The following is a 24,342-nucleotide window of genomic DNA, read 5'->3' as shown; positions in this document are numbered from 1 at the left end:
CGGGATCCCTCAACAAATCCGCGGCAATTGCTCGCCCGACAACCAGTCAACGATCCGCCCGCCGCCGAAGCTCGTCGCCATCTGCACGAAATGATGGTCGTCAGCAACGGCCTCGCCGATGTCGGCGGCGTCGCGGCCGAGCGGATGTTCTCGCATAGCGGCGAGCACGGCACCGGCGATGTCGGGCGCGACGATCGCAACCAGCTTGCCCTCATTGGCGACATGGAGCGGGTCGAGCCCGAGCAATTCGCAGGCCGCCGCCACGCCCGGCTTGACCGGGATCTCCTCCTCGACGAGGTGAAAGCCGAGCCGCGATTGCTGGGCGATTTCGTTCAACGTCGCGGCGAGGCCACCGCGGGTGGGATCCCGCATCAGGCGGATGCCGGCGCCCCCGGCTTCGACCATCCTGGCCACGAGATCGTTCAGCGCCGCCGAGTCCGACACGATCTCGGTCTCGAAGGCGAGGTTCTGCCTCTTCGACATGATCGCCACGCCGTGATCGCCGAGGGTGCCCGAGATCAGGACGCGGTCGCCGACGCGTGCGTTCTCGGCCGACAGATCGAGCCCGTCGGGAAGAATCCCGACCGCCGATGTCGAAATGAACAGGCCGTCGGCCTTGCCGCGCTCGACCACCTTGGTGTCGCCGGTGATGATGTGGACGCCGGCCGCGCGCGCCGCCTCACCCATCGAGTCCGCGATCGTCTTGAGGTCGGCGAAGCGAAATCCCTCCTCGATGATGAAGCTCGCGGACAGATAAAGCGGCTTTGCGCCGGCCATCGCGATGTCGTTGACCGTGCCGTGGACCGCGAGGGAGCCGATATTGCCGCCGGGAAAGAATAGCGGCGAGACCACGTAGCCGTCGGTGGTCATCACCATGCGTCCGGCGCCGACGTCGAAGGCCGACTGGTCGTTACCGCGCGCCAGCCATTCATTGCCGAAGGCCTCATGGAATAGCCCCGAGATCAACTGCGCCATCGCCCGGCCGCCCGAGCCGTGGGACAGGTCGACGCAGCCGTTCCTGATATCGAGCTTGCGCTGATAGGCCTTCATGACGCCCGCCTCTGTTGGTGGTCGCGGAAGCGGCCGTAGGTCCAATGCGCGGCGCAGGCGCCCTCCGAGGAGACCATGCAGGATCCCATCGGCGTCTCCGGCGTGCAGACCGTGCCGAACAGCTTGCAGTCGACCGGCTTCTTCACGCCGCGCAGGATGGCACCGCATTCGCACGCCGGATTGTCGTCGACGCAAAGCTCGTTCATGCCGAAGCGGACCTCGGCGTCGTATGTCGCGTAGGCGCGCTTCAGCTTCAGCCCGCTATAGGGAACCTGTCCGAGCCCGCGCCATTCGAACTGGTCGCGCAGCTCGAAGATGTCGGAGACCTCCTCCTTGGCGCGCAGATTGCCGTCGCGCGTGACCGCGCGGCTATACTGGTTCTCGACCTCGTGCCTGTTCTCGTTGACCTGGCGCACCAGCATCAGGATCGCCTGCATCATGTCGAGCGGCTCGAAGCCCGAGATCACTACGGGCTTGCCGAACTCTTCCGCGAAGAACTCGTAAGGCGCGGTGCCGATGATGGTCGAGACATGCGCAGGCCCGACGAAGCCGTCGATCTCGACGCGGCCGATGTTGCGGATATCGGGGCTCTCCAGGATGTTCTGCATCGCGGGCGGGGTCAGCACGTGATTGCAGAACACGCTGAAGTTCGAAAGCTGCTTCTTCTCGGCCACCCGGATCATCACCGCGGTCGGCGGCGTGGTGGTCTCGAAGCCGATGGCGAAGAACACGATTTCGCGCGCGGGGTTCTCCTGCGCGATCCTGACGGCGTCGATGGTGGAATAGACCATGCGGATGTCGGCGCCCCGCGCCTTCGCCTTCAGGAGCGAGGCGCCTTGCGAGCCGGGGACGCGCATCAGGTCGCCATAGACGCACAGGATGATCTCGCTGCGCTCGGCAAGCCGGATCGCCATATCGATGCGCCCGGCCGGCAGCACACAGACCGGGCAGCCGGGTCCGTGGATCATGCGCACGTTGTCCGGCAGCATGTCTTCCAGGCCGTAGCGTGATATCGCATGGGTGTGGCCGCCGCAGAACTCCATGAAGCGGTACGGCCGCCCCGGATCGGTCTCCGCGCGAATCGTCCTCGCGAGCCCCAGCGCGATCTCCTTGTCGCGAAACTCGTCGGCATACTTCATGGCGCCGCTCCCTGTCCCTCGAGGCTGAGCTCGCGCAACAATTCGAGCGTCCGCCGCGCCTCCTCCGGATCGATCTTGGTCAGGGCATAGCCGACATGGATGATCACGTAGTCCCCGACTGCGAGGTTCTCGATCAAGGCGACCGAGATCTCCTTGCTGACGCCGTCAATCGAGACGATGGCCATCTCGTCGGGCAGGAGCTTCGTGACCTCCGCGGGTATCGCGAGACACATCAGGCGGTTCCTTCCAGATCTTGCTGTTCGAGGAGCGTCAACGCGGCCACCCAGGCCTGGCCCAAACTGAGGCCACCGTCATTGGGCGGCATCTGGCGCGGCAGCAGCGGCGAAAGGCCGGCCGCGATGCAGCCGCGCGCGATCTCATCCGACAAGACCGCGTTGAGGAAGCAGCCGCCGCTGAGGGCAATTGTGGTGATGCCGGTTTCGCGCGCCATGCGGCCGATCCAGTCGGTGCAGGCCGCGGCGAGCGTGCCATGGAACAGCTCGGCGCGTTCGGTCCGATCGAGGCTCGCACCTGCCAGGCGCTCGAACAACGGGGCCAGCGACAGCACGCCGTCCTCGACGATCCAGCCGTCTTGCGCGATGCGGGGGGTGCGTACCAGCGCTTCCAGCTTCATCGCGGCCTCGCCTTCGTAGCTCTGCACCGGGCAAAGGCCCAGCAGCCCGGCGGCCGCATCGAACAACCGGCCGGCGCTGGTCGTCGTCGGCACGCCCGGTTGCTCGAGCATCGCACAGAGGCGTGGCGCCTGCGGCTGCGCGTCGAAACGCGCCGCGATGATGTCGCCTCGCCCCAAGCCATGTAGCACGCTCGCAGCCATCCGCCACGGTTCGCGCGCGGCGCGATCCCCGCCCGGCATCTTCATCGGGGCCAGATGCCCGAGCCGCCGGAAGGCAGCGCCGTCGCATGCAAGGAGCTCGCCGCCCCAATTGCCGCCATCGCTGCCATGGCCGAAGCCGTCGAGCACCAGCGCCAGCGCCGGTCCTGCGATGCCATGTTCGGCCATCACGGAGGCCGCATGGGCGTGGTGGTGCTGGACCGCGATCAGCCGCTTGCCGCTGGCCTCGGCGAAGCGGGTCGAGGCCATATTCGGATGCAGGTCATGCGCGACGACGACCGGCTCGACGTCGAGTGTCGCAAGCAAATGATCCACGGTCTCCTCGAAGAAGCGGACGCCTTCGGCAGTGTCGAGGTCGCCGATGTGCTGGGACACGAACGCCTCGTTGCCGCGCGTGACCGTCACCGTCGCTTTCAAGGCCCCGCCGACGCTAAGGATCGGCGGCACCGGCCGCGCGAGGCGGACCGGCTCGGGCACGTAGCCGCGGGCGCGCCGGATGAATTGCATCCGGCCCGCGACGATTGCCGCGACGGAATCGTCGGCACGGGTGACGATGTCGCGGTTGTGCGTGACGATGAGATCGGCAATGCCGGCAAGGCGTCGCTCGGCTTGCCGATTGTCGATCAGGAGCGGCTCGCCGCCGGGATTGGCACTGGTGGCGACGATCGCCCAGCTGTCGCCGACCCGCGCATGGGCCACATTCAGTGCATCGAAGATCAGGTGATGGAGCGGGGCGACCGGCAGCATGACGCCGAGACGCGACAGCTGCGGCGCGATGGCCGGCGCCAGCCGATCGCGCGACCTCAGCAGCACGATGGGTCGTGGCGTGCTTTCCAGCAACGCAAGCTCGGCGGTCTCGGCCTCGGCGATATCGGCGACCGCTTCCACCGAAGCGACCATGACGGCAAACGGCTTCTGGTCGCGCTGCTTGCGCTGCCGCAGCCGCCGCACCACCTCATCGTCGCGCGCATCGCAGAGCAGCTGATAGCCGCCGAGCCCCTTGATCGCGACGATGCTGCCGCCGGCGATCGCGGCGGCAATGTCCGCGACCTCATGGCTGAGCCTTGGGCCGCAATCCGGGCAGGCGATCGCCTCGGCATGGAAGCGGCGGCTGTCGGGGTCGGCATAGTCGTCCGCACAGGCTCTGCACATCGCAAAGCCCTTCATGGCCGTGGCCGCACGATCGTAGGGCAGCCGCTCGGCAATGGTGTAGCGCGGCCCGCAATGGGTGCAGTTGATGAAGGGATAGCGATGAAAGCGGCTGCTCGGATCGAACAGCTCGCGCAGGCATTCCTTGCAGGTCGCAGCGTCGGCGACGATGCGGGTCGACACCCTGCCCTGCTCGCTGGCGCGGATGCAGAACCCCTCGCCCGCCACCGTCCCGACCGGATGCACCGAGATGTCGTCGATGCGGGCAAGCGGCGGCTTTTCCAGCGGCAGCGCCGTGATGAAGTCGGCGGCGCGCTCGCCCTCGACCTCGATGACGACCCCGTCGGGGTCGTTGGCGACGAAGCCGCCGAGACGGTAGCGCGTGGCGAGGCCGTAGACATAGGGGCGAAAGCCGACGCCCTGCACCGCGCCGCGCACGTGCAGGCGCAGTCTCCTCACCTCGGGCGCGCGCGTCCCACCGTCCATCGTCATCCCTGCATGGCCATCGCGGCCTGCTTCGCCTTCGCCCGGCGCTTGCGTATCCAGGCATAGAAGGCCGAAAAACCCTCGCCCGTGCGCGCCGACACCGTCATCACCTCGATGCCAGGGTTGACCCTGCGGGCATATTCGACGGTCCTGGCAAGGTCGAAATCAAGCACCGGGGCGAGATCGATCTTGTTGATCAGCATCAAGGACGACGCCGCGAACATGTCTGGGTATTTCAGCGGCTTGTCCTCGCCCTCGGTGGTCGAGAACACCACGATCTTGCAGGCCTCGCCGAGATCGAACGCGGCCGGACAAACGAGGTTGCCGACGTTCTCGATGAAGAGGATGCCACCGTTCAGCCAGGGCAAACGGTCATAGGCCTGGCCGACCATGGCGGCATCGAGGTGACAGCCTTTTCCGGTGTTGACCTGGATCGCCGCCACGCCGGTGGCGCGGATACGTTCGGCGTCGTTGGAGGTCTGCTGGTCGCCCTCGATCACGCCGATCGGGAAGCTGTCCTTCAATTCCGAGACTGCGCGAACCAGCAGCGAGGTCTTTCCAGCGCCCGGGCTCGACACCAGGTTGAAGGCAAGCACCTCGTCGGCATGGAAGCGCGCGCGATTGTCGGCGGCGAGCCGGTCGTTCTTGCCGAGAATGTCGCGCTCGACCTGAATGATGCGCTCGCTGCTCATGCCGGCGATCTCTTGACCGGCCGGATTGGCGCCGCAATCGAGCAACCCCGCCTCGTCCTTGGCGTGGTCATGGTGGTGAGGGTGAACATGGCCGTGGCCATGCCCATGATGATGACCGTGCGCATGACCGTGACGATGATGATGCCCGCCGTGACCATGGTCATGGTCATGGTGATGATCATGCGCGTGTTCGATGGACGCCTTGCCGTCGCCGCAGCCGCAGACCGTACACATCAATCGACCTCCAGTTCCCTTACGCGCATCTCTTCCCCGCCCGTCACCTGCAATTGATAGTCGCCACAGGAGGGGCATGGCTCGTAACGCTGCTTGATCTCGACGCTCCTGGAGCAAGCCATGCACCAGGCCGTTCCCGGGGTCTCGACGATCTCGAGCCGTGCCCCGCGCGCGATGGTCCGCGCTGCGACGGCCTCGAAGCAGAATTTCATCGCCTCCGGCGCGACATGGCTGAGCGCGCCGATCTCGAGGCAGACGACATTCACCTTGGCGAAGGAACGCTTGCGCGCCTCCTCTTCGACGATGCCGATGATGCCTTCGCAGAGCGCCATCTCATGCATGGCCCACCTCGCGAAAGCTGAGATTGAAACCGACGCAGGGGTCGAACGCGCCGACCAGCGCGCGCACCGCGTCCTGGCCGCGCCGGCCCGCGGTCAGCACCGCTCCCTTGAGGCTCCGGACCAACGGTCCGCGGGCGTGAAAATTCCACTCGGTCGGCGCCAGGAACTCGAAATTGACGATGCGGTCCGCCTCGTCGAGCACGACGGCGTGGTAGAGCCGGCCCCGTGCACATTCGACCGCCGCGGCGCCCTTGCCCGCAGCGAGCCGATAGCTCGCGACGACGCCATCGTCGAGGTCGCCGTCGCCGCGCTCGAGCCAGGCGCAGAGCCGCGCGACCTCGGCGATGCGCGCCTGGAGTCGCGCGGCCGAGCCCGCCGCAGGCAACACCGGTTCGCGCCGCGCCCGCCGGGCCCAAACACCGGTTTCCGGAATCTTGCCACAGAGCTCCGGCGCGTCGGAATAGGCAGCCCCGCCCGCAAGCAGAGATGTAACGACGTCGAGATCGTCAGCCGCCGTCAGGAAGGATTGCTCGGCCGGCGGCGGCGACAATTCCTCACCCCCGCAGCGTTCGAGATGGACAGCGAGCGCGCTGCCCGGCGCGAGACCCTGGCCGTCGCCGGCGATCCCCAAGCCGGCGAGCGCGGCCTTGATCTGAGCCACGGCCTCACGCCGCAGGGTCTCCGACACCCCTTCGCTGGCGCCGCCGAGGACCGTGCTCGCCTGCATCATGGCACGCACAGCGGCAGCGCTCGCGCCGTCGAGCGCGAGCCGGCCGACGAACAGGCTGCGCAGCAATTCGGTCAGCCGCTCGGCGACGACCGCCGTGAGGCGGCTGCGCGCCGCAGCTTGCGTCGCCTGCTGCCCTTGCGCGGCCTCGACCGCCGACAGAAACGCCACCTGATGCGCGACCGAGCAGAGCGAGAACAGCCGCGGCAGCACGGTAAGTAGGGACGCTGCCGGCTTACCCGCGAACAACCGCGTCAGCGGCGGCCGGCTGCGCGGCTGGATCGCAACGTCGGCAATGGTGCCGCCGGCAAGCCACACCGTGATGTCGATCTCATTGCGGAAAGCCAGGTTCATCCGCGCCGCTCCGCCAAGGTGCCGCGCAGGAAGCTACGCCGATCGATCGGGGTTGTCGCGGGCTCGCGACGGCGAACCGCCTCCTCGCTGTCATCAGGCAGCATCAGCTCGGCAAGCGCGGCTTCGGCCGTCGCCCGCGCGGCAGCCATGTCGGCGAACTCGAACATCGGGGAGAACAGCGAGCAGCTCGCGATCTGCCCGATCTTCCCGACCTCGCTGAGGACGAACTCGATTTCGCCTGCGGGAAAACGAACTTGCAAGGTCGTGCCCGACGTCTCCCGCATGGCGCCCGCCGGCATCACGACGTTCATGAACCAGGGCGTGACCATGATGCCGATGATCGTGCCGTTGAAGCGGCGGAAGCCGACCGCGTCGACCCCGAGCGCATCGTTGTAGATCGGCAGATCGCGCATCGCGCGATCGCCGATCTCCCGATAGCTTCCGGCCAGACGCTCGCCCCACGCGACGGCGTCCTCGGCATCGGGATCTGGCGCGGCCCCCGTCATGCTTCGATCGCCATGAATTTGGATTTCGGAGCGTCGCAGTTCGGGCAGCGCCATTCCTCCGGCAGCGCCGCGAACGGCGTGCCAGGCGCGATCTGGGCCACCTCGTCGCCGTCGACGGGATCGTAGACGGTCCAGCAGATGCCGCATTCCAGCCGCGTGGCCTCGGTGACGTCCTGGCGCACGCCAAAGTTCTCGAAGGCGCTCATTTGAAATAGGCCTCGATGATTTCCTGCAGCCGCTCGGCGGAATCCTCGAAATCCTCCTCCGCCGCCAGCGCGACGGTCGGCACGCCGCCGACCTCGAGCGTATCGAGAATGATGGTGTCCATGGCATTGAAGAACTGCACCGACCAGACATTGCGGATGCCGGTCGACAGCACCCGGCAGGTGCCATAGCCGCGCGACACCAGCTGGATCGGCCCGTTGCGGATCGTGTCCTGCAGGAAGCTCATGTCCACCGGGCTCATCGGCAGCAAGGTGAAATTGATGATCTGCGAGCGCATGCCTGGCCGCCAGGCCAGCGCGCGCTCGCGGATTTCGGCGAGCACCGGCAGCACGTTCATGGCGCCTTCCGGCACCTCGCCGATCTCGAAATCGGCGGACGTCAGATCGGCGGCGGCCCGCTTGACGATCTCCGGGATGGCGCCGATTTCGAGATATTCGGAGGCAGCGTCGGTCTCCAGCCGCACGCGCCAGATGCCCGCCAAGACCGATTCCTGGATCTGGGCCAGCGATCCGTCCGGCAACGCGACGACCCCGGCGACCTCGCCTTCGCCAAGTACGTCGGCGATGAGCTTGCTCTCGAGCTCGTTGAGGTTGGCGAGCCGGAACAATTGGGTGGGGCCATCGGCCTTCTGGCCCGCGATGGCTTGCGCGATCTTCGCGAGCAGCGCGACCGCGTTCGGGCAGCGCTCGGCAAGCTCCACGCTGTCGAGCGTGGCAAGCTTTGCCAGCGCGCCGGCCGCCGTCAGGCTGCCTTTCGTTGCATTGAGACTTTCCTCGCCGATCGGAAACACGCTGACCGGTTGCTCGGCGCCTTCGGGCGCGTCCCAGAATCCGACCTTCATAGCTCGACACCTTGCGCGCGATGCTGGGGAACGATGGTGACGGCGACCGCGGCGGCTTGGCCGCGCGGTCGGTCGATCAGCTTGGTGATGCGATCGATGTAGACCGACCAGTCCTGGATCTTGGCAATCAGGCCCAGGGTCTCGCCCTTGGCGACCAGGATCAGCGTCGGCTGCACCCGCACGCCAAAGCGCTGGCCGAGCACGTTCTCGTCGTCGCGGGCAATGATCGCGCCGCGCAGCCGGCCATTGAATGCGGTGATCAGCTCCGGCAGCACCACGGCGACGTCGATCGCCTCGGGGAAACGGTTGGGATCGCCTGCCGACAGCAGCACCGCGACCGCGCCGGCCTCATCGGCCGCGTCAAGAAAACGATCGACCGTCGCGGCACTGACCTCGGTCAGGCCGTGCCGCGTCAGATCCTGCTTCGCCACCTGGAATTCCATCAGACCTCCCCTGACAAGCTTATGATTTTGCTCGGAGCAGGATTAGCAAGGCACATGCCAGGACATTCCAGCAGTTCTTCTAGACTATCTCTTTGATTTAGATCATCTATTCTCTAACATCCAGAACTCGCCATCCATCAATGGTAAGATACTTTCCAATCCTGATGGAATATCTCTTTGCAGATGGAAAGGTGACTTCCAGACAAGACTTGGGTCCCGCGAGGCCGGATACGAGCCGCGGGCACGGCGGTCACAGCTGCTGGAGTTTTGCCTATTCCGACCGGAGATGTGCGGGCAATTGCGGCTCGCGGTCGATCAGATCGGCGAAGAAGCGGTCGCAATCCTCGCCATCGAGCGCGGCACCAAGCCCATCGATTGCAGCGCCGATCAGACGCGCCTCTTCCTCATCCAGAAGCCGGATCGCGGTATCAATATAGACGAGCACATGGGCGCCGACCGGCGGATTGGAGAGCAGCAGCATGGAGACGCGTCGCTGCCCACCACGAAATTCGCACAGCGCCGAGATTCCGTCGGTCTCGACGATCGTCATCGGCAGGCCGAGACACATCGCGTTTGCTCCCAAAGGCCAGCCGGTCAGGCCGGCCGCATCTCGTAATTGGCGTGGTCGATGTCATTGGCGAGCAACCGCTCGGTGTCCGCCAACGGCGCGCTACGGCGGCTCGCCGTGACACCCCACTCCGCCAAGATCCGGCAAGCGAGATCAATCGCGGGCGCGATCTGGTCGCGCACCGGTGGCGTCAGCGGCCCGCCCCAGTCGTCGAGATCGAGCGGCTGGCAGCCGATCAGCACGAGATGCTTCGGGCATCTGCCGAGCAGGTCGGCTGCGCTGATCACTTCCTGGAAACCGGTCTGATGCAGGCTCATTTTCTTGGCGCCGGTGAAGCGCGGCACCTCGTCGTCGCGCACCAGCTTCAATTCGCCCGGCTCAAGGCCATAATCGATGGCGTCGAACACGATCAGGCGGTCGGCCTCTTCCAGATAATTCACGAGATAGAGACCCTGCGTACCGCCGTCGAGGATGGTGACGTTGTCAGGCACGGCGTAGCGACGGTGGAACTCCTCCACCGTGCGCACGCCGAAGCCTTCGTCGGCCCACAGGATGTTGCCGATGCCGAGCACCAGGATGCGATCGCGCTGCGAAGATGTCGGCATCGGTCGGGTTCCCGTTTTCAATCGCGGAATTGCCGCTCGCCGGAGACCATCGAGGAGATGATGCTCTGGCGCGACATGATGTCTTCGCGGATTGCCGCGTAGATGTGCACCATCACGAACACGACCAGTGCCCACATGCCCAGATGGTGCCAGGTGTGAACGTCCTGGCTGTTCGGCCAGATCGCAAACACCCAGCCGAACAGCTTGTGCTGCCAGCTGTCGATCCCCGCGCCTTCCGAATAGAGCGCAAAGCCGGTGACGATCATGAAGGCCACGAACAGCGTGAAGCCCGTGAACATCGCGGTTTGCGCCAGCGGATTGTGGCCGACATACATCTTCGGCTCCCGCTCGAGAAACGCATACCAGCGGATTTCGTGCAGCACTTCCTTCCAGAACTGCTTGCGGTGAACCGGAATGTAGAAGATCTGCCGGGAATGGTGATTGCCGACGAAGGCCCACAGGATACGCGTGAGGAAGAACACCGCGAGCACTTGTCCGGCGGCGAAATGGGCGAAGCGGATGTAGCCCATCACGAAGTTGTCGGAGGCCTCGCCCGCGACCGTCGGCAGCGGCGCTCCGATCAAATAGCCGGTCACCATCAGCACGAGAATCGAGAACGCGTTGACCCAGTGGCAGATCCGCACCGGCGCCTCGTAGACATAGACGGTGGGTCGACCCACCGCCCGTTCTCCGGAAGCATCAGCAGCGAGCGCCGCGAGATCCGGCCGTGAGTCCGACCCGGGAGCAATGGCGTCCATCATGGCTTCCTCCTACCTGACCTTGACCTTGGCGAGCTCCTGGCCGTCCGGGCTCATGACGTGAGTCGAGCAGGCAAGGCACGGATCGAAGGAGTGGATCGTGCGCAGGATCTCCAGCGGCTGCTCCGGATTGACCATCGGCGTGTTCATCAGCGACGCCTCGAACGCGCCGATATTGCCCTTGGGATCCCTAGGCGAGCCGTTCCAGGTGGTCGGCACCACGCACTGGTAATTGTCGATCTTGGTGTCCTTGATCTTGATCCAGTGCGCGAGCGCGCCGCGCGGCGCCTCGGTGAACCCGACGCCCTTGGCCTCCTTGGGCCAGCTCTCCGGCTTCCATTTGTCGACATTGGCGGTCGAAGAGTCGCCGGCCTTGATGTTGGCGATGAGCTTGTCCTGGAAGTAGCGCATCTGACGGCCAGCCCAGACCGATTCGAGCGCGCGCGCCGCGGTGCGGCCGAGCGTCGAGAACAGCGCCGACGTCGGCAGGTTCAGATCCTTCAGGAACTTGTCGACGGGATCCTTGAACTCGGCCTTGTTCTGCGCGTAACCGACGATCCAGCGCGCCAGAGGGCCGACCTCCATGGCGTGTCCCTTCCAGCGCGGCGCCTTGATCCAGGAATATTTGCCGCCCTCGTCGAGCTCCTCGATCGCGGTTTTGGTGCCTTTGGCCTTCGGGCCCAGCACGTAATTCGGCTCGGTGACACCGTCCCAGGGATGCAGGCCCTTGGTCTCATCGGGGTATTTGTACCAGGAGTGCACCACGAACTCCTGGATCTCGTCGGGGTTGGCGAGATCGACCGGAAACACCTCCGAGAGATTGCCGTTGATGATGGCGCCGCGCGGCAGCTTCAGGCTCTTGTCCGAATAGTCGTTGGCATGTTCGGGCACGTCGCCATAGCTGAGCACGCTCTTGCCGGAGAGGCCGCCGCCATAGAGCCAGTCCTTGTAGAACGAGCCGATCGCCGCGACGTCCGGCAGATAGACTTGCTCGTTGAACTGGATCAATTGATCGATGATCGAGGAGATCAGGTTCAACCGCTCCATGTTGATGGCGCCGACGGCGCCGGTGCCGTCGACATTGATCGGACAGGGCACGCCGCCGACCAGCCAGTTCGGGTGCGGATTCTTGCCGCCGAAAACGGTGTGGATCTTGACGATCTCCTTTTGGAAATCGAGCGCTTCCAGGTAGTGCGCCACCGCCATCAGGTTGGCCTCCGGCGGCAGCCTGTAAGCCTTGCTGCCCCAATAGCCGTTCTTGAACGGTCCCAATTGCCCGGAATCGACGAACTTCTTCAACCGGGTCTGCAGATCCTTGAAGTAGCCGGGCGAGGACAGCGGCCAGTTCGAAATGGACTGCGCCAACGTCGAGGTCGCGCGCGGATCGGCCGACAGCGCGGAGACGACATCGACCCAGTCCAGCGCGTGAAGGTGATAGAAATGAACGATGTGATCATGCACCTGCAGGGCGAGCTGCATCAGGTTGCGGATCGAATTGGCATTCTCCGGAATGGTGATTCCGAGCGCGTTCTCCACCGCGCGCACCGATGTCAGCGCGTGCGTGCCGGTGCAGACGCCGCAGATCCGCTCGGTGAACGCCCAGGCGTCGCGCGGGTCGCGATTCCTAAGGATCACTTCGATGCCGCGCCACATCGTGCCGGTCGAGACCGCGTTACGGATGACGTTGTCGGCGTCGACGTTGACCTCGACCCGCATGTGACCCTCGATCCGGGTCACGGGATCGACGACGATGCGCTTGCCGGAATTGTCGAGATTGAAGCCGTTGGGAGTCTGGATGCCCATAATTGCCCTACCCTGATCTGTCGCTTTGCTCAGCTGTTGTGATCAACGTCTTCGCGCTTCGACGCGAGCCGCTTCACCGCCGTCACTGCCGCATGCGCGGCCACCGCGGCACCGACGGCGCCGGCTGCCACCATGCCGATCTGATCGGCGTTCTTCTCGATGCCGAACTGCTTGATGGTGGTGAGACGGTCGTAGAACGAGCCCTTGTCCCAGAAGCCGTCCTCCGAGCAGCCGATGCAGCCGTGACCGGACTGGATCGGGAACGAGACGCCGCCATTCCAGCGCACGGTCGAGCAGGCGTTGTAGGTGGTCGGGCCCTTGCAGCCCATCTTGTAGAGGCAGTAGCCCTTGCGCGCGGCCTCGTCGTCCCATTCCTCGACGAACTGGCCGGCATCGAAATGCGGGCGGCGGTAGCATTTGTCGTGGATACGCTGCGAGTAGAACATCTTTGGCCGACCCTGGCGGTCGAGCTCGGGCAATTTGCCGAAGGTGGTGATGAAGGTGACGACGCCGGTCATCACCTCGGCGATCGGGGGGCATCCCGGCACCTTGATGATCGGCTTGTTGGTGATCACCTTGTCGATCGGCGTCGCCTGCGTGGGATTCGGCTTTGCCGCCTGCACGCAGCCCCAGGACGCGCAGGCACCCCAGGCGATGATCGCCATCGCGTCCTCGGCCATCATCTTCAGCTTCTCGACGAACGGCTTGCCGCCGTCGATGCAGAACATGCCGCCTTCGTTCAGCGGCGGATTGCCTTCCACCGCGAGGATGTACTGGCCTTTGTGCTTGGCGCGGGTCTCGTCGAGAATGGCTTCCGCCTGGTGGCCCGCCGCCGCCATGATGGTATCGTCGTAGTCGAGCGAGATCATCGACAGCACCGCATCCTTCACCAGCGGGTGGGCGGACCGGATGAAGCTCTCCGAGCAGCAGGTGCATTCGAGCCCGTGCATCCAGATGACGGGTACGCGCGGCTTGGTTTCGAGCGCGTTCGCGATACGGCTCGCCGCCAGCGGGCCGAGCCCGAGGCTCGTCGCCGTCAGGCTGCAGAACTTGTGAAAGCTCCGACGCGTGATGCCTTGCCGCCTGATCACGCTGTAAAACGTTTCCGTCGCCGCGCCCATGAATCCTCCCGCCTTCGGCTTTGACTTTTCGATGACGCCAAAGACAGCAAGAAGCAGGCCAACAGCCTGGAGCGATTCAAATGTAGAGAGATTCCAAAATGTTACGTGTTTGAATTGCTCTCATGAAGGAAGGGAGAGCACGACAAAGGCCGAGAAGCGGAAACAACTCGATTTGCAGCCGGCAACGAAGTTTCCGGTCAGTGCGCCGTGCACACCATGCAGGGATCGAACGAACGCACGATGTGCTGGATCGCAACCGCGCGCGCGCCGGCATCGCCGACATCGGTGCCGACCAGCGCCTGTTCCAGCGGCCCGCCCACGTCGAAGGAATCGCGGGGTGAGAAATTCCAAGTGGTCGGTGCGATGATCTGGTAGCGTTCGATCCTGCCGTCCCGTACCGCCATCCAGTGACCGAGACTGCCGCGCGCGGCTTCGACCAGTCCGACATAGCTCCCGTTGGGGATGTCGCGGGAATTGTGGCAGAACGGCTCCGACAGACGCAGCGCGCGCGTCCACTGCTCCATGGCAAGCGCGATGCGCGCGGTTTCGATCAGCCGCGCGATCACGCGGTTGCGCACGTTGGTGCCGCTCACCGATACGAGGTCCGCAATCAGCGCCTGCCCTGCCACGGTCTGGCGCGCGATGGCGCCGACCTCGATCGGCTGACCGGACAGCCGCGGGGCCTTGCACCAGCTATAGGCGGCCGGCTTGTCGGGATCCGGAACCGTGCTGCTATGGGCGGGATCGACGGAAGAATCCCGCATCCAGGCATGCGAGACATCCTCCGTGATCTGCGTCAAGGGCAGCGGCTCGATCGCGGCGCGCGGGCCGAACAGGCCGCGCGGAAACAGCTCGCCGTCGGCGCCATGATAGGCGCCGTAGCTCATCATCAGGCCCGTGCCCCTGCCGAGCGCGCTGAGCGCCAGACTGTCCGCAAGCCGCAGAAAATGGGCAAAATCGCCGCCACGGCCGTCACGCCAGCGATCGAGCTCCTCGGCGCTGGCGATCGCCAGCACATTCTCCAGCGAATCCGCAAAGACGACACGTTCGAGGAAGCTCCGGAACGCCGTCGTGATCGACAGCAGCCGGACGCGCTCGCCGAGATCGATCGCGCGTGTGGTACCGCCGGGCTGGAAGGCGAGGCTGTGCGGCCATTTCCCGGCGATGATGCCCATGGTCTCGAGCAGCCGCGCCCGCGCCGGCAGGGCGTCGCGGGCCGCGCTGCCACGGGTCGCGGCGAAGCGCTCGCGCGTGGCCTCGTGCCAGCCATGGCCGGCATAGGCCTCGCGGGCAAAGTCCGGCATGAAGAAGATGTAGAAATGGGTGAGGTGGTCGGCCGCGTTCTCGGCGGCATGCGCGATGTTGGTGGCGAGCAGGCCATTGGGCGCAGCCTCGACGGCCATGGCCTCGCGCAGGGCCGCGGCGGCGGCGACCGATTGCGACACCGAGCAGATGCCGCAGATCCGCGGCGCCAGCGCCAGCGCGTCGAGCGGTGGACGGCCCTCCAGGATCTGCTCGAACCCGCGGTAGAGCGGCGCCGTCACTTCGGCACGCATGACGCGGCCGCTCTCGACGTCGAGACGCACTTCGAGATCGCCCTCGACGCGGTTGAACGGCCCGATCGTGATCCGGGTCATGGCTTGGTCTTGGTAGTGCGGCCCGGCGGCACGACGACATGATCGGCAGTTGCGTTCAGTCGCACGCGGCGCGGCGTCGCGGATTTCGACAGTGCGGCGAGCGCAACGAACCAGGCCTTCGGCATGTCGGTCGGCAGGCCGACCGGAATGCCGGCAAGCTTCGCGGTCGCCAGGAAGTTCTGAGCCCCCTCGAATCCCGGCGACGTGCAGGCGATGCAGGCATAGCCGCCCTTGGTGCAGGAGCCGCCGCCGTTCCAGGAGCGCTGGTTGCAGTCGCCCACCGCCTGCGTCGCCTTGCAGCCGAGATGCTCCATCAGGCAGCCGCGCTCCGACATGGTCTCGGCACTTGCCTTGAACTCGTAGAACTCGTTGCGAGAGCAGCCATGATGGGCCAGATGATTGGCGACGAATTTCGGCCGTCCGTATCCGTCGAGATCGCTCGCTGCGATATCCCTGGCGGTCAACGCCAAGATGGTTTCCATCATCCAGCCCGGATGCGGCGCACAGCCCGCGACATTGATGACGGGAAGGCCGAGCCGCGAGCGGAACGCCGCCCCCAGCGCGCCACCGCTATCGGTTCCCTCGAACTGCAGGCCGACGGCATCGGTCGGATTCGATCCTGCGGCCGGCACGCCGCCATAGGCCGCGCAGCTTCCGACCGCGATCACATAGCCGGCGTGCGGCGCGAGATCCAACATCCAGCGGTAGATCGAACGGTTGGTTCCCGCGAGCATGTTGAAGCGGCCGGTGTCGTTCGGTCCACGGGCGACGGATCCTTCCAGCAGGAGAAGGTCGAGCCGCACCTTGCCCTCGAGCACGGATTGCAGGATGTCGACCGCCTCCTCGCCGGTCTCCTCGCTGACGGACGGATGCCACAGCAGATTGACGCCGAACTGCCGGAGCTCGTCGAACCAGCCCGAGGCGCCGCTTTCGAGGATCGACATGGTGCAGCCGCCGCAACTGGCGCCCTGCAGCCAGAGCACGTTGGTCATTGCATCGGATCGGCTCATCTGACGTCTCCTGCTCGCCCCAGCTTCAACCGCTCGCCTTCGAAGCGCAAGAGGCTCGTTCGCGCCTCAATCGTGAGCGCCGGATATTTCGTCATGCTTCAAGTGCCGCCTGCGGATATTGCGGGTGACGATCCAGATCACCGCCACGGCGATCGGCACGAAGATCGCGGTTGCCAGCGAAGGCTCGACATGCAGGCCGCCGTCATGGGCGCCCTTGGCGAGATAGCCGAACAGGCTGACGACGTAATAGCCGATGGCCGCCACCGACAAGCCTTCGACCGTGCTCTGCAGCCGCAATTGCAGCCGGGTGCGGTCGTTCATCGAGCGCAGCAGATCGCGGTTCTGCTCCTCGAGCTCGACGTCGACGCGGGTCCGCAGCAAATCGGCTGCGCGCGCAAGTTTGATCGACAGGTCGGCCTGCCGGTCCTCCATCGTCGCACAGGTGCGCATGGCCGGTGCCATGCGACGGGCGAGGAAGGAGGACCAGGTCGGATAGCCCGCGATCTCGCCGCCTTCGATCACGGCGAGGCGAGCCTGCACGATCTCGTTGTAGGCCCGGCTGGCGCCGAAACGAAACGAGCTGCCGGCCGCGCCCTTTTCGAGCGAAGCCGCCAATGCGGTCAGTTCCGTCAAGAGATGGTTGTTGAGCTTGAGGTCTTCGGCGCCTTGCATCTCCTCGAGCACTTCGACGAGACGCCGGCCGATATGATCGACGGAGGGCGCAAGCTCGAGCGCAGCGGGCAGACCGAGCAGCGCCAGCGTGCGATAGGTCTCGATCTCCAGCACGCGCTGCACCAGGGCGCCGAGCCGGCCCGGCGACAAGCCGTCGTTGCAGACGAGGATACGAACGAAGCCCTGATCGTCGGTGCGAAAGTCGGATGCGACGACCGCGGGCCCGCTGCGGACTGCTGCGATGGCGAGGCTGCCTCTTTCGAACAGCTGCTGCGCACGCTCCAGCGCCGCCGAGGTCTGCTCGACCTCGAGCTTGACCGCCACCAGCAATTGCCCGGACTGGCGCAGCGACCGGATCAGCGCGGCGGACTCGGCGCCGATCTCGCCGAACCTGCGAGCCGATGTCTCGGAGCCGCCCAGGATCCAGGTGAAGGTGCTGAACTCCGAATGCTGCTCCCAGCGCAGCTGGGTGGTGCCGATCGTCACCTGGTGATGCTTGGTCCCGTCCTCCGGCGGCGCCTGCCGGTGCGAGGTGCAGAACGCCACGAACTCTTGCCGGTCCGTGGCCGCGACCTCGCCCTGGCCCAGAAAAGCAAAGCGGAGCACCGTGACCGGCGCCGTCAGCCGGGTGAATGGGCGAGCATGCACCTCGGCCAGCACCGCGCCGCGCTGCGGATGCAATTCAAACTCGGCGAGATCGAGGTCACGGATCATCGGCGGTCCCCTGCTGCGCTTTCAGGCCGCGACGTGCCGCCATCTGGCCGTTCACTACCACAACCCACCCATGGTCCAGCAATCCCGGATGCGCGACCCGCGCAAACCTAGAACGCCCCGGCGATGGTAACCCGGAACGTCAACGGCTCCACGGGATGCAGCACGTAGTCCATCACGCCATTCTGACAGACTGAAGCCGGCGCGGTGCCCGATGTGCAGAGGTTGTAGAGCGTATCGGTCTTGAGCAGGGAGCCATAGGCATAGGTGATCTGGTTCGCCTTGGTGTTGAAGAGGTTGAGCACGTCAAGCTGGAGGCGCCAGCCGTTGTCCATGCGATAGCCGAGACGGCCGTTGAAGATACTGGTCGCGGAGGAGCGGAACGCGTTGTCCTCCGTCAGCGGGCTCGACGCCAGATAGCGCCAGCGCAACGTTCCGAACCAGCCGGTCCTCTCGCCCAGCGTGACGCCGGCCGATGCCACCATCGCCGGCGCGTTCGGAATGTAGTTGCCGGGTGCGTTGCCGATCTGCGCCTCGGGATAGCCGGCAAGCGAGGCATAGACCTCGGCCTGCTCGCTGTCATAGCCGCGGAAGCGCGCATGGGTCATGGCGAGATCGGCATCGATGTCGATCCACGATCTCGGCCGATAATGGTTGGTCCATTCAAAGCCGTAGCGGCGGCTGGCGCGCGTCGCCGACGTGTCGCCGGCATCGCCCGCGAACAGGATCTCGGAATCCTGATCCAGGATGAAGACGCTGAGCGAGGTATCCAGGCCGGGAACGATCCTGCTGCGCACGCCGATCTCCGCGCCCTTGGTCCGCACCAGGAGCGGCGACGGCGTGAGCTTCGTCGCGGGATCGCTGGGGTCCTCGGTCGTGGTCGCGCCGCGGGCGTCGTTGGAGTGCATGCCATAGCCGGCGCCGAGGAAGAACTCGGTCTGACGGAACGGACCCAGCACCATCCTGAATTTCGGACTGCCGAGCGCGGCGTCGGCGCGGCCGGAATTGCCGGCATTGAACCGCGAGGTGACGTCGGCGGCATAATAGTCGCCGCGCCAGCCAACCGTCGTTCTGAGCCAGTCGGTCCAGCGCACCGTGTTCTCGGCGTAGAGGCCGACGCTGCCCTCGCCGACCTTGTCGCTGCGAACGTTGGAGAGGAAGCCGCGCTGGAAGGTGTTGCTGAGCGCGAGGTCGATCGCATCATAACGCGATTGCAGGCCGAGGGTGGTCTGCATCGGCAGACCGGCCAACGAGCCGTCCAGCGTGCGCGAGACATTGGCGCCCGCCATCAAGCGATCGTCGCGCTGGTGAAACTGATCGCCGAGCACGGGATCGCTGAGGAAGTAGGTGAAGTTGTTGAAGAGATCGAGCTGGCTCTTCACCACATAGGCGTTGGCTCGCCAGGAGCCGAGTTCGTCGGTCTGCGCAATGCGGCCTGACAATGCAAACCGGTTGGCGTTGCCGCCGTCGGTGGGATCCTCCGAACCGAACCGGTCGAGCAAGCCGCCGGTGATCGCACGCTGCGGCACCTGATCGGTCGAATTCCAGGCGTTGGTGTAGGCCATGCCGGTGACGGACACGCCATCGGTCGCGGTGCCCTGGCTGTAGCGCACGAGACCGTTGAGCTTTCGCACATTGTCCGGATTGTCCCACGGACCGTTGTAGGTGCCGATCTCGCCGGCCACGAGCAACGCGCCGTCGCCGAGCTTTGCGGAATCCATGCCGAGCATGCGGCGGTAGCCGAAGCTGCCGACGGTGACCTGCGCCAGTGTCCTGGTGCGGTCGATCAGGCCGATATGGACGCTGCCGACCGAGGCAAAATCGCCTTCGTCGGCGAAGTAAGGGCCCTTGCGCACGTCCACCGCCGCGATGGTTTCCGGGATCAGCCAGTTGAGATCGGCATAGCCCTGGCCGTGCCCATGGGTGCGCATGTTGACGGGGACGCCGTCGACGCTGATGGCAAGGTCGGTCCCGTGGTCGAGATTGTAGCCGCGCAGGAAATACTGGTTGGCTTTGCCCTCACCGGAATGCTGCGTCACGATGAGACCCGGCACCGCTTCGAGCGCTTCGCCCGGCCGCGTGAAAGGGCGGGCGTTGAGCTCTTCGCCCGAGACAGTGATCTCGCTGGCCATGCTTGGCTGGCCCTTCGCACCCGAGGCAACGCTGCGGACATCCGCGCCCTGCGCCGCCGCTGGATACACAAGGATGCGGTGGCCGGCCGCAAGCGGCTTGCCGGCGCGGCGCGCTGCAGCCGGCTTCTTTCGCGCCGGCGTTTCGCCGCCAGCGATCTCGATTGGCGGCAGCTCGCCCGAGGTCGGACTGCTCTGCGCCAGGGCGCGGCCGTCGTCGGCGAGCAGCAGCAGGGCCGCCAGTGCCGTCAGCGCGCCGCCACGACCGGGCTCACACCGCTTCGGTCGCATCGGCGCATTCCAGAGCTTCCGCGGTGGCCAGGGGCCGGCCGCTCCCGAAGATGCGACGATAGAGCACGACCGAGACCAGCCAGGCGATCGCAAACAGCGCGACCACGGCGAAGCCGACATTGGCGAGCGACTCGTTGAGGCCCTCGACCAGTGTCCACATGGTTCCCGACAGGCCGAGCCGGTCGGCGGCCAGGCCGAGCGCCTCGATGCCGCCGATCAGTAGCGCGACCGCCACGGAGGCGCCGGTGATCGTGAGGTTGTACCAGAGCTTGCGCAGGGGATCGACGAACGCCCAGCGATAGGCGCTCACCATCAGCGCGGAATCGGCAGTGTCGACCAGCGCCATGCCGGCCGCGAACAGCGCAGGGAAGACCAGGATGTTCGCGAGCGAAGCGCCGCGCGCGGCTTCGGTGGCGGAGATGCTGAGCAGGCCGATCTCGGTCGCCGTGTCGAAGCCCAGTCCGAACAGGAATCCGAGCGGATACATGTGCCAGGGCTTCGTGACCAGGCGGAACAGCGGCCCGAGCAGTCGGGCGAGGACGCCGCGACTGGCGAGCAGCCTCTCCAGCCCTTCAGCGTCGTGAACCCCCTGCTCCCGTGCAGCGCGAAACGTCCGCCACAGGCCGACGAAGATGACGAGATTGATGGCCGCGATCACGAGCAGGAACAGCGCCGACACCGAGGTGCCGATCAGGCCGCCGACCTCCCGGAGCAGGCTGTCGCCGCCAAGGCTCACCACGCCGAACGCAAGCAACAGGGTCGCGACCACGACGACTGTGGAATGGCCGAGCGCAAAATAGAGGCCGACGCTCTGCGGCGCGCCACCCGTCTGCATCAGCTTGCGCACGACGTTGTCGATGGCGGCGATGTGATCGGCATCGACGGCGTGGCGCAGACCGAACACCCAGGCCAGCAGCGCCGTCGCCAGCAACGTCGGCCGGTCGCCGAACAGGGCGAAGGCCCAGGCCCATGCCGCGATATTGGTGGCGACGAGCCCGCCGAACAGCACCAGCGTGCCGGATTCGATCGCCCGCAAACTCCGCCTCACCGCTTGCTCCATTCGCCCCATCCCACAGTATGACGTTTATCAAGAACCCTCATACTGGCAAGAGCAAGAGCCGCGCCACTTTCGACCTGACGGCCGGAAGGCGCGCGGATTGGAAAAGCTAACACATTGATTTAATTGACGATTTAGATTTCGGCGTGACGCTGCGCCGGGCGCAGGATGAGCTGCGCCGATTGGCAAGCAAGTATCCACTTGGCCGACCAAGTTGACCGCTCCGCGGGCGCGTCGCCCACGACTCCCGCGACCGCCGTCACGCGCGGCCGGAGCCGTTTCACATGTCCACGGTCATCGACAGCAGGTAGGTGCGTGGTGCTCCCAGGAAGAAGGTTCCGAACGAGGCCACGCTGGACCAGTAGCTCTCGCCGGTCACGTTCTGGATGTTGGCGCGGAAGACTGTCTTCCTGCCGTTGATCGCCGTGGTGTAGCGGGCGCCGAGATCGAGCCGCGTCCACTCCGGGATCGGCTGCTTGTTGGCGGTGTCGATGAACTGCCTGCCGGTGTAGATGACGGCCCCGTTCAACGTGAGCTCTCTCATCCACGGCAGATCCCATTCCATGCCGATATTGGCCTGAACGTTCGGAACGCCGATCGGCGTGTGACCCACATTGGCCGCGACGGCAGTCTTCGTCAGCGTGCCATCCAGCAGCGAAACGCCTCCGAGCACGCGCACGTCCGGCATGAGCTCGCCGTAGACGTTGAGCTCGAGCCCGCGGACTTGCTGTTCGGCGGTCGCCGCGAAGCGCCCGGCGGACAGCTCGCCGCTCGCCTTCGAGATCTGGAAGGCGCTGAACGTCGTTGCGATCCGGCCGAAGTCCACCTTGACGCCGGCTTCGTACTGCTTGGCGACGTAGGGCTGCAGTACCTCGCCGAAATTGGATGCGTTCTGGGGAGCCACGTCGCCTCGCGCGAGGCCTTCGACATAATTCGCATACAGCGAGACATTCTCCACCGGGCGGACGACGAGGCCGACCACCGGGGTAACCGCGCTCTTGTCGTAGGACGACGTCAACGTCCCGACGTTGGAGAGGTAGTTGTGCGCCTCGATGCCCTGGCGCCGGACACCCAGGGTCAGCAGCACACGCTCGTCGAGCACGGATAAGGTGTCGGCAATGGAGAGCCCGGTGAGCTCGCTGTCCGAGAGCCGCGGGCGGTCGCTGATCTCGTTGGCGAACTGGGTCGGCGCGACGGTCGGATTGTAGATGTTCGACGTGACCGGGCTGCCGTTGGTCAGCCGCCGGTGCAGCGCGTCGTGGTAAACCGAAGCCTGGAAGGCCACGGCATGATGGACGAAGCCGGTGTCGAAGCGGGCGCGAACACCGCCGTCATAGGTGCTCCGATCGATGCTCAGTCCGAAGAATTGGGGCGTGGAGGTCGTGTTGCCGTTGGCGTTGACGATCGTCGGAAGGCCGAAGAACCGCTCGACATTGGTGCGGGATCCGCCGACGTCCGCAAACAGCGTGACCTGGTCGCTGACATCGTACTCGGTCTTCAGCAAGGCGGATTGGTCGGTGATGTGCGACCATTCCCAGGGCTGTGTCACGTTCAGCCGGCCGTCCGGCGCCTTTGGTACCTGCAGGCCGGGAGCCATCAGGAAGGGACGTGACGGCGCATCGAACCGATCGGTCTGCGTGATCAGATAGAGCCACGACCTGAACCGTTCGCCCCGATAGTCCAGAGCCAGCGATCCGACACCTGTCGCCTCGGATTGGCGATCGATGGGCGTGTCGCCGCCGCGGACGCTCCCGCTGGCGCGTACGCCCCATTCCCTGCTGTCGCCGTAGCGCCGCGCAACATCCCAGTGTCCGCCAAAACGTGCAGTCGAGCCGTAGCTCGCGGTCAGGCGCGTCAGGTCCTCTTCCGCGCGCTTGGGCACGATGTTGATGACCCCGCCCACGCCGCCATTGGGGGCCATGCCGGAGAGCGCGGCCGAGGGACCTTTGAGCACCTCGATGCGCTCGACGTAATCGGTGAAGATGCGATATGACGGCGCAATTCCGTAAAGACCCTCGAAGGCGAATTCACCGTTGTTGCCTTCGTTGATCGGAAATCCACGAATGTTGAAGGAGTCCACCACGCCGCCCGTCGGGTGCGAGCTTCGCACGGACGGATCGAGGATCAAGGCATCCGCACCCGTTGCCGCCTGCTGATCCCGAATGAACTTGTCCGTGTAGCTCGTCGCGTTGAATGGCGACTTCATCGTGCTGGTATTTCCGAGCAGTCCGAGCCGCGCGCCTTGGGCGACCTGGCCGCCGGCGAATTCGGGCACGACACTCGGTTGCGATTGCACAGCGACGGTCAGGGCCTGCGGCGCGCGCCGCGGCGTCGATCGGACGCGGGCGTCGCTTCGCCTTGTTGGCGCACGGCGAGCCGATTGCTGCGCCGGCGCATCGACGGTCACGGGTGGAAGCGAGCTGCCGCCTTGCGGCGTTTGGGACCGGGCGGGCGATTCGAACCACGCCAGCAACGCCACGCCACCCAGCAGCGCCGCAGTAAAGCGAGCTACCGTACCGACCCCACCCGTACGCCGCATCAAAAAGTCCTTCATCAATAGCACGTGGCCCACCGTGAGGCGGTCGCTCGGCGCGCGGGACGATGATGGATCATCGCTCTTCGCGTCCGAACGCAGCCGGCACTTGTGGCCTTCAACCAAACCGTCCGCAGCCTCACGCTTCGCGTTGACGGCCTTCGCCTGCAACATCGATGGTCAGCAATCTGCATCGCCTCTTTAGAAAGACGCTCTCGTGACGGCAACGCAAATGCGTGCACGGCGATTTAGAATGTCTCGATCATTTGCGATGTGGTCGCGTTGCGATCTGGAAAGATTCCAAAGTTCTTCTTTGAAAGATTCCAAATCAGCGCTGCTGAAATTCGGCAGAGAGAATAGAGAGCGCAATCGTGCGGAGCGCGTTGGCCACCTCAACGAACATGGAA

At 65.5% G+C, this 24,342-nt stretch carries 22 protein-coding genes; all 22 read right to left on the bottom strand.

Annotation, left to right across the window (positions count from 1 at the left end; translation table 11 throughout):
* Positions 1-9: 9 nt before the first annotated feature.
* Entirely contained in the window at positions 10-1,050 is a 1,041-nt protein-coding gene (gene hypE / locus K410_RS0114860; RefSeq protein ID WP_028135620.1) for a hydrogenase expression/formation protein HypE, read from the bottom strand.
* A complete protein-coding gene (hypD, locus tag K410_RS0114855) occupies positions 1,047-2,189 on the bottom strand; it encodes a hydrogenase formation protein HypD (protein ID WP_028135619.1) in 1,143 nt (380 codons plus the stop codon). The genes hypE and hypD overlap by 4 nt, the downstream gene beginning before the upstream one ends.
* Positions 2,186-2,422: a HypC/HybG/HupF family hydrogenase formation chaperone gene (locus K410_RS0114850; protein WP_028135618.1), complete on the bottom strand. Its 237-nt coding sequence runs from the start codon at positions 2,420-2,422 to the stop codon at positions 2,186-2,188. Before K410_RS0114850 ends, hypD begins: the two co-directional genes overlap by 4 nt.
* A complete protein-coding gene (gene hypF / locus K410_RS0114845) occupies positions 2,422-4,683 on the bottom strand; it encodes a carbamoyltransferase HypF (protein WP_028135617.1) in 2,262 nt (753 codons plus the stop codon). Before hypF ends, K410_RS0114850 begins: the two co-directional genes overlap by 1 nt.
* Positions 4,680-5,603, bottom strand: a complete 924-nt coding sequence (hypB, locus tag K410_RS0114840) for a hydrogenase nickel incorporation protein HypB (protein WP_028135616.1) — start codon at positions 5,601-5,603, stop codon at positions 4,680-4,682. Before hypB ends, hypF begins: the two co-directional genes overlap by 4 nt.
* Positions 5,603-5,944, bottom strand: coding sequence for a hydrogenase maturation nickel metallochaperone HypA (gene hypA, locus K410_RS0114835; RefSeq protein WP_028135615.1), 342 nt, complete (start codon positions 5,942-5,944; stop codon positions 5,603-5,605). Before hypA ends, hypB begins: the two co-directional genes overlap by 1 nt.
* Positions 5,937-7,025, bottom strand: coding sequence for a nickel-dependent hydrogenase large subunit (locus K410_RS0114830; protein WP_028135614.1), 1,089 nt, complete (start codon positions 7,023-7,025; stop codon positions 5,937-5,939). The genes hypA and K410_RS0114830 overlap by 8 nt, the downstream gene beginning before the upstream one ends.
* Positions 7,022-7,531, bottom strand: coding sequence for a [NiFe]-hydrogenase assembly chaperone HybE (gene hybE, locus K410_RS0114825; protein WP_028135613.1), 510 nt, complete (start codon positions 7,529-7,531; stop codon positions 7,022-7,024). The genes K410_RS0114830 and hybE overlap by 4 nt, the downstream gene beginning before the upstream one ends.
* Positions 7,528-7,737 carry a rubredoxin gene (locus K410_RS0114820; RefSeq protein WP_028135612.1) on the bottom strand — a complete coding sequence of 70 codons (210 nt, stop codon included), beginning with the start codon at positions 7,735-7,737 and terminating at the stop codon, positions 7,528-7,530. The genes hybE and K410_RS0114820 overlap by 4 nt, the downstream gene beginning before the upstream one ends.
* On the bottom strand, positions 7,734-8,597 hold the full coding sequence (locus K410_RS0114815) for a hydrogenase expression/formation protein (protein ID WP_028135611.1): 864 nt from the start codon (positions 8,595-8,597) through the stop codon (positions 7,734-7,736). The genes K410_RS0114820 and K410_RS0114815 overlap by 4 nt, the downstream gene beginning before the upstream one ends.
* Positions 8,594-9,040 (bottom strand): thioredoxin domain-containing protein, encoded by a 447-nt coding sequence (locus tag K410_RS0114810; protein ID WP_028135610.1) that lies wholly within the window; start codon positions 9,038-9,040, stop codon positions 8,594-8,596. Before K410_RS0114810 ends, K410_RS0114815 begins: the two co-directional genes overlap by 4 nt.
* A gap of 271 nt (positions 9,041-9,311) precedes the next feature.
* Positions 9,312-9,608 carry a HypC/HybG/HupF family hydrogenase formation chaperone gene (locus K410_RS0114805; RefSeq protein ID WP_028135609.1) on the bottom strand — a complete coding sequence of 99 codons (297 nt, stop codon included), beginning with the start codon at positions 9,606-9,608 and terminating at the stop codon, positions 9,312-9,314.
* Positions 9,609-9,634: 26 nt separating this feature from the next.
* Positions 9,635-10,213, bottom strand: a complete 579-nt coding sequence (locus K410_RS0114800; protein WP_028135608.1) for a HyaD/HybD family hydrogenase maturation endopeptidase — start codon at positions 10,211-10,213, stop codon at positions 9,635-9,637.
* Between the two features lie 17 nt (positions 10,214-10,230).
* A complete protein-coding gene (gene cybH, locus K410_RS0114795; protein WP_028135607.1) occupies positions 10,231-10,974 on the bottom strand; it encodes a Ni/Fe-hydrogenase, b-type cytochrome subunit in 744 nt (247 codons plus the stop codon).
* Positions 10,975-10,983: 9 nt separating this feature from the next.
* Entirely contained in the window at positions 10,984-12,774 is a 1,791-nt protein-coding gene (locus K410_RS0114790) for a nickel-dependent hydrogenase large subunit (protein ID WP_028135606.1), read from the bottom strand.
* Between the two features lie 29 nt (positions 12,775-12,803).
* The gene (locus tag K410_RS0114785) at positions 12,804-13,895 is read right to left on the bottom strand and encodes a hydrogenase small subunit (protein ID WP_028135605.1); all 1,092 of its coding nucleotides are present in this window, start codon (positions 13,893-13,895) and stop codon (positions 12,804-12,806) included.
* Between the two features lie 197 nt (positions 13,896-14,092).
* Positions 14,093-15,532: a nickel-dependent hydrogenase large subunit gene (locus K410_RS0114780; RefSeq protein WP_028135604.1), complete on the bottom strand. Its 1,440-nt coding sequence runs from the start codon at positions 15,530-15,532 to the stop codon at positions 14,093-14,095.
* Complete coding sequence (locus tag K410_RS0114775) at positions 15,529-16,542, bottom strand: NADH-quinone oxidoreductase subunit B family protein (RefSeq protein WP_028135603.1); 1,014 nt, start codon at positions 16,540-16,542, stop codon at positions 15,529-15,531. Before K410_RS0114775 ends, K410_RS0114780 begins: the two co-directional genes overlap by 4 nt.
* Positions 16,543-16,608: 66 nt before the next feature.
* Positions 16,609-17,928, bottom strand: a complete 1,320-nt coding sequence (locus K410_RS0114770) for a DUF3422 domain-containing protein (protein ID WP_028135602.1) — start codon at positions 17,926-17,928, stop codon at positions 16,609-16,611.
* A 107-nt stretch (positions 17,929-18,035) separates the two neighbouring features.
* Positions 18,036-20,345 carry a TonB-dependent receptor gene (locus tag K410_RS0114765; RefSeq protein ID WP_028135601.1) on the bottom strand — a complete coding sequence of 770 codons (2,310 nt, stop codon included), beginning with the start codon at positions 20,343-20,345 and terminating at the stop codon, positions 18,036-18,038.
* The gene (locus K410_RS0114760) at positions 20,326-21,405 is read right to left on the bottom strand and encodes a HoxN/HupN/NixA family nickel/cobalt transporter (protein WP_028135600.1); all 1,080 of its coding nucleotides are present in this window, start codon (positions 21,403-21,405) and stop codon (positions 20,326-20,328) included. The genes K410_RS0114765 and K410_RS0114760 overlap by 20 nt, the downstream gene beginning before the upstream one ends.
* A 277-nt stretch (positions 21,406-21,682) precedes the next feature.
* Positions 21,683-23,941, bottom strand: coding sequence for a TonB-dependent receptor (locus K410_RS0114755; protein WP_433994198.1), 2,259 nt, complete (start codon positions 23,939-23,941; stop codon positions 21,683-21,685).
* Between the last annotated feature and the right edge of the window lie 401 nt (positions 23,942-24,342).

Origin of the sequence: Bradyrhizobium sp. 22 (assembly GCF_000482425.1) — a bacterium.
Lineage (GTDB): Bacteria > Pseudomonadota > Alphaproteobacteria > Rhizobiales > Xanthobacteraceae > Bradyrhizobium > Bradyrhizobium japonicum_B.
The sequence above is the reverse complement of the archived record's forward strand: the minus strand, read 5'-3'. Positions and strand labels throughout refer to the sequence as shown.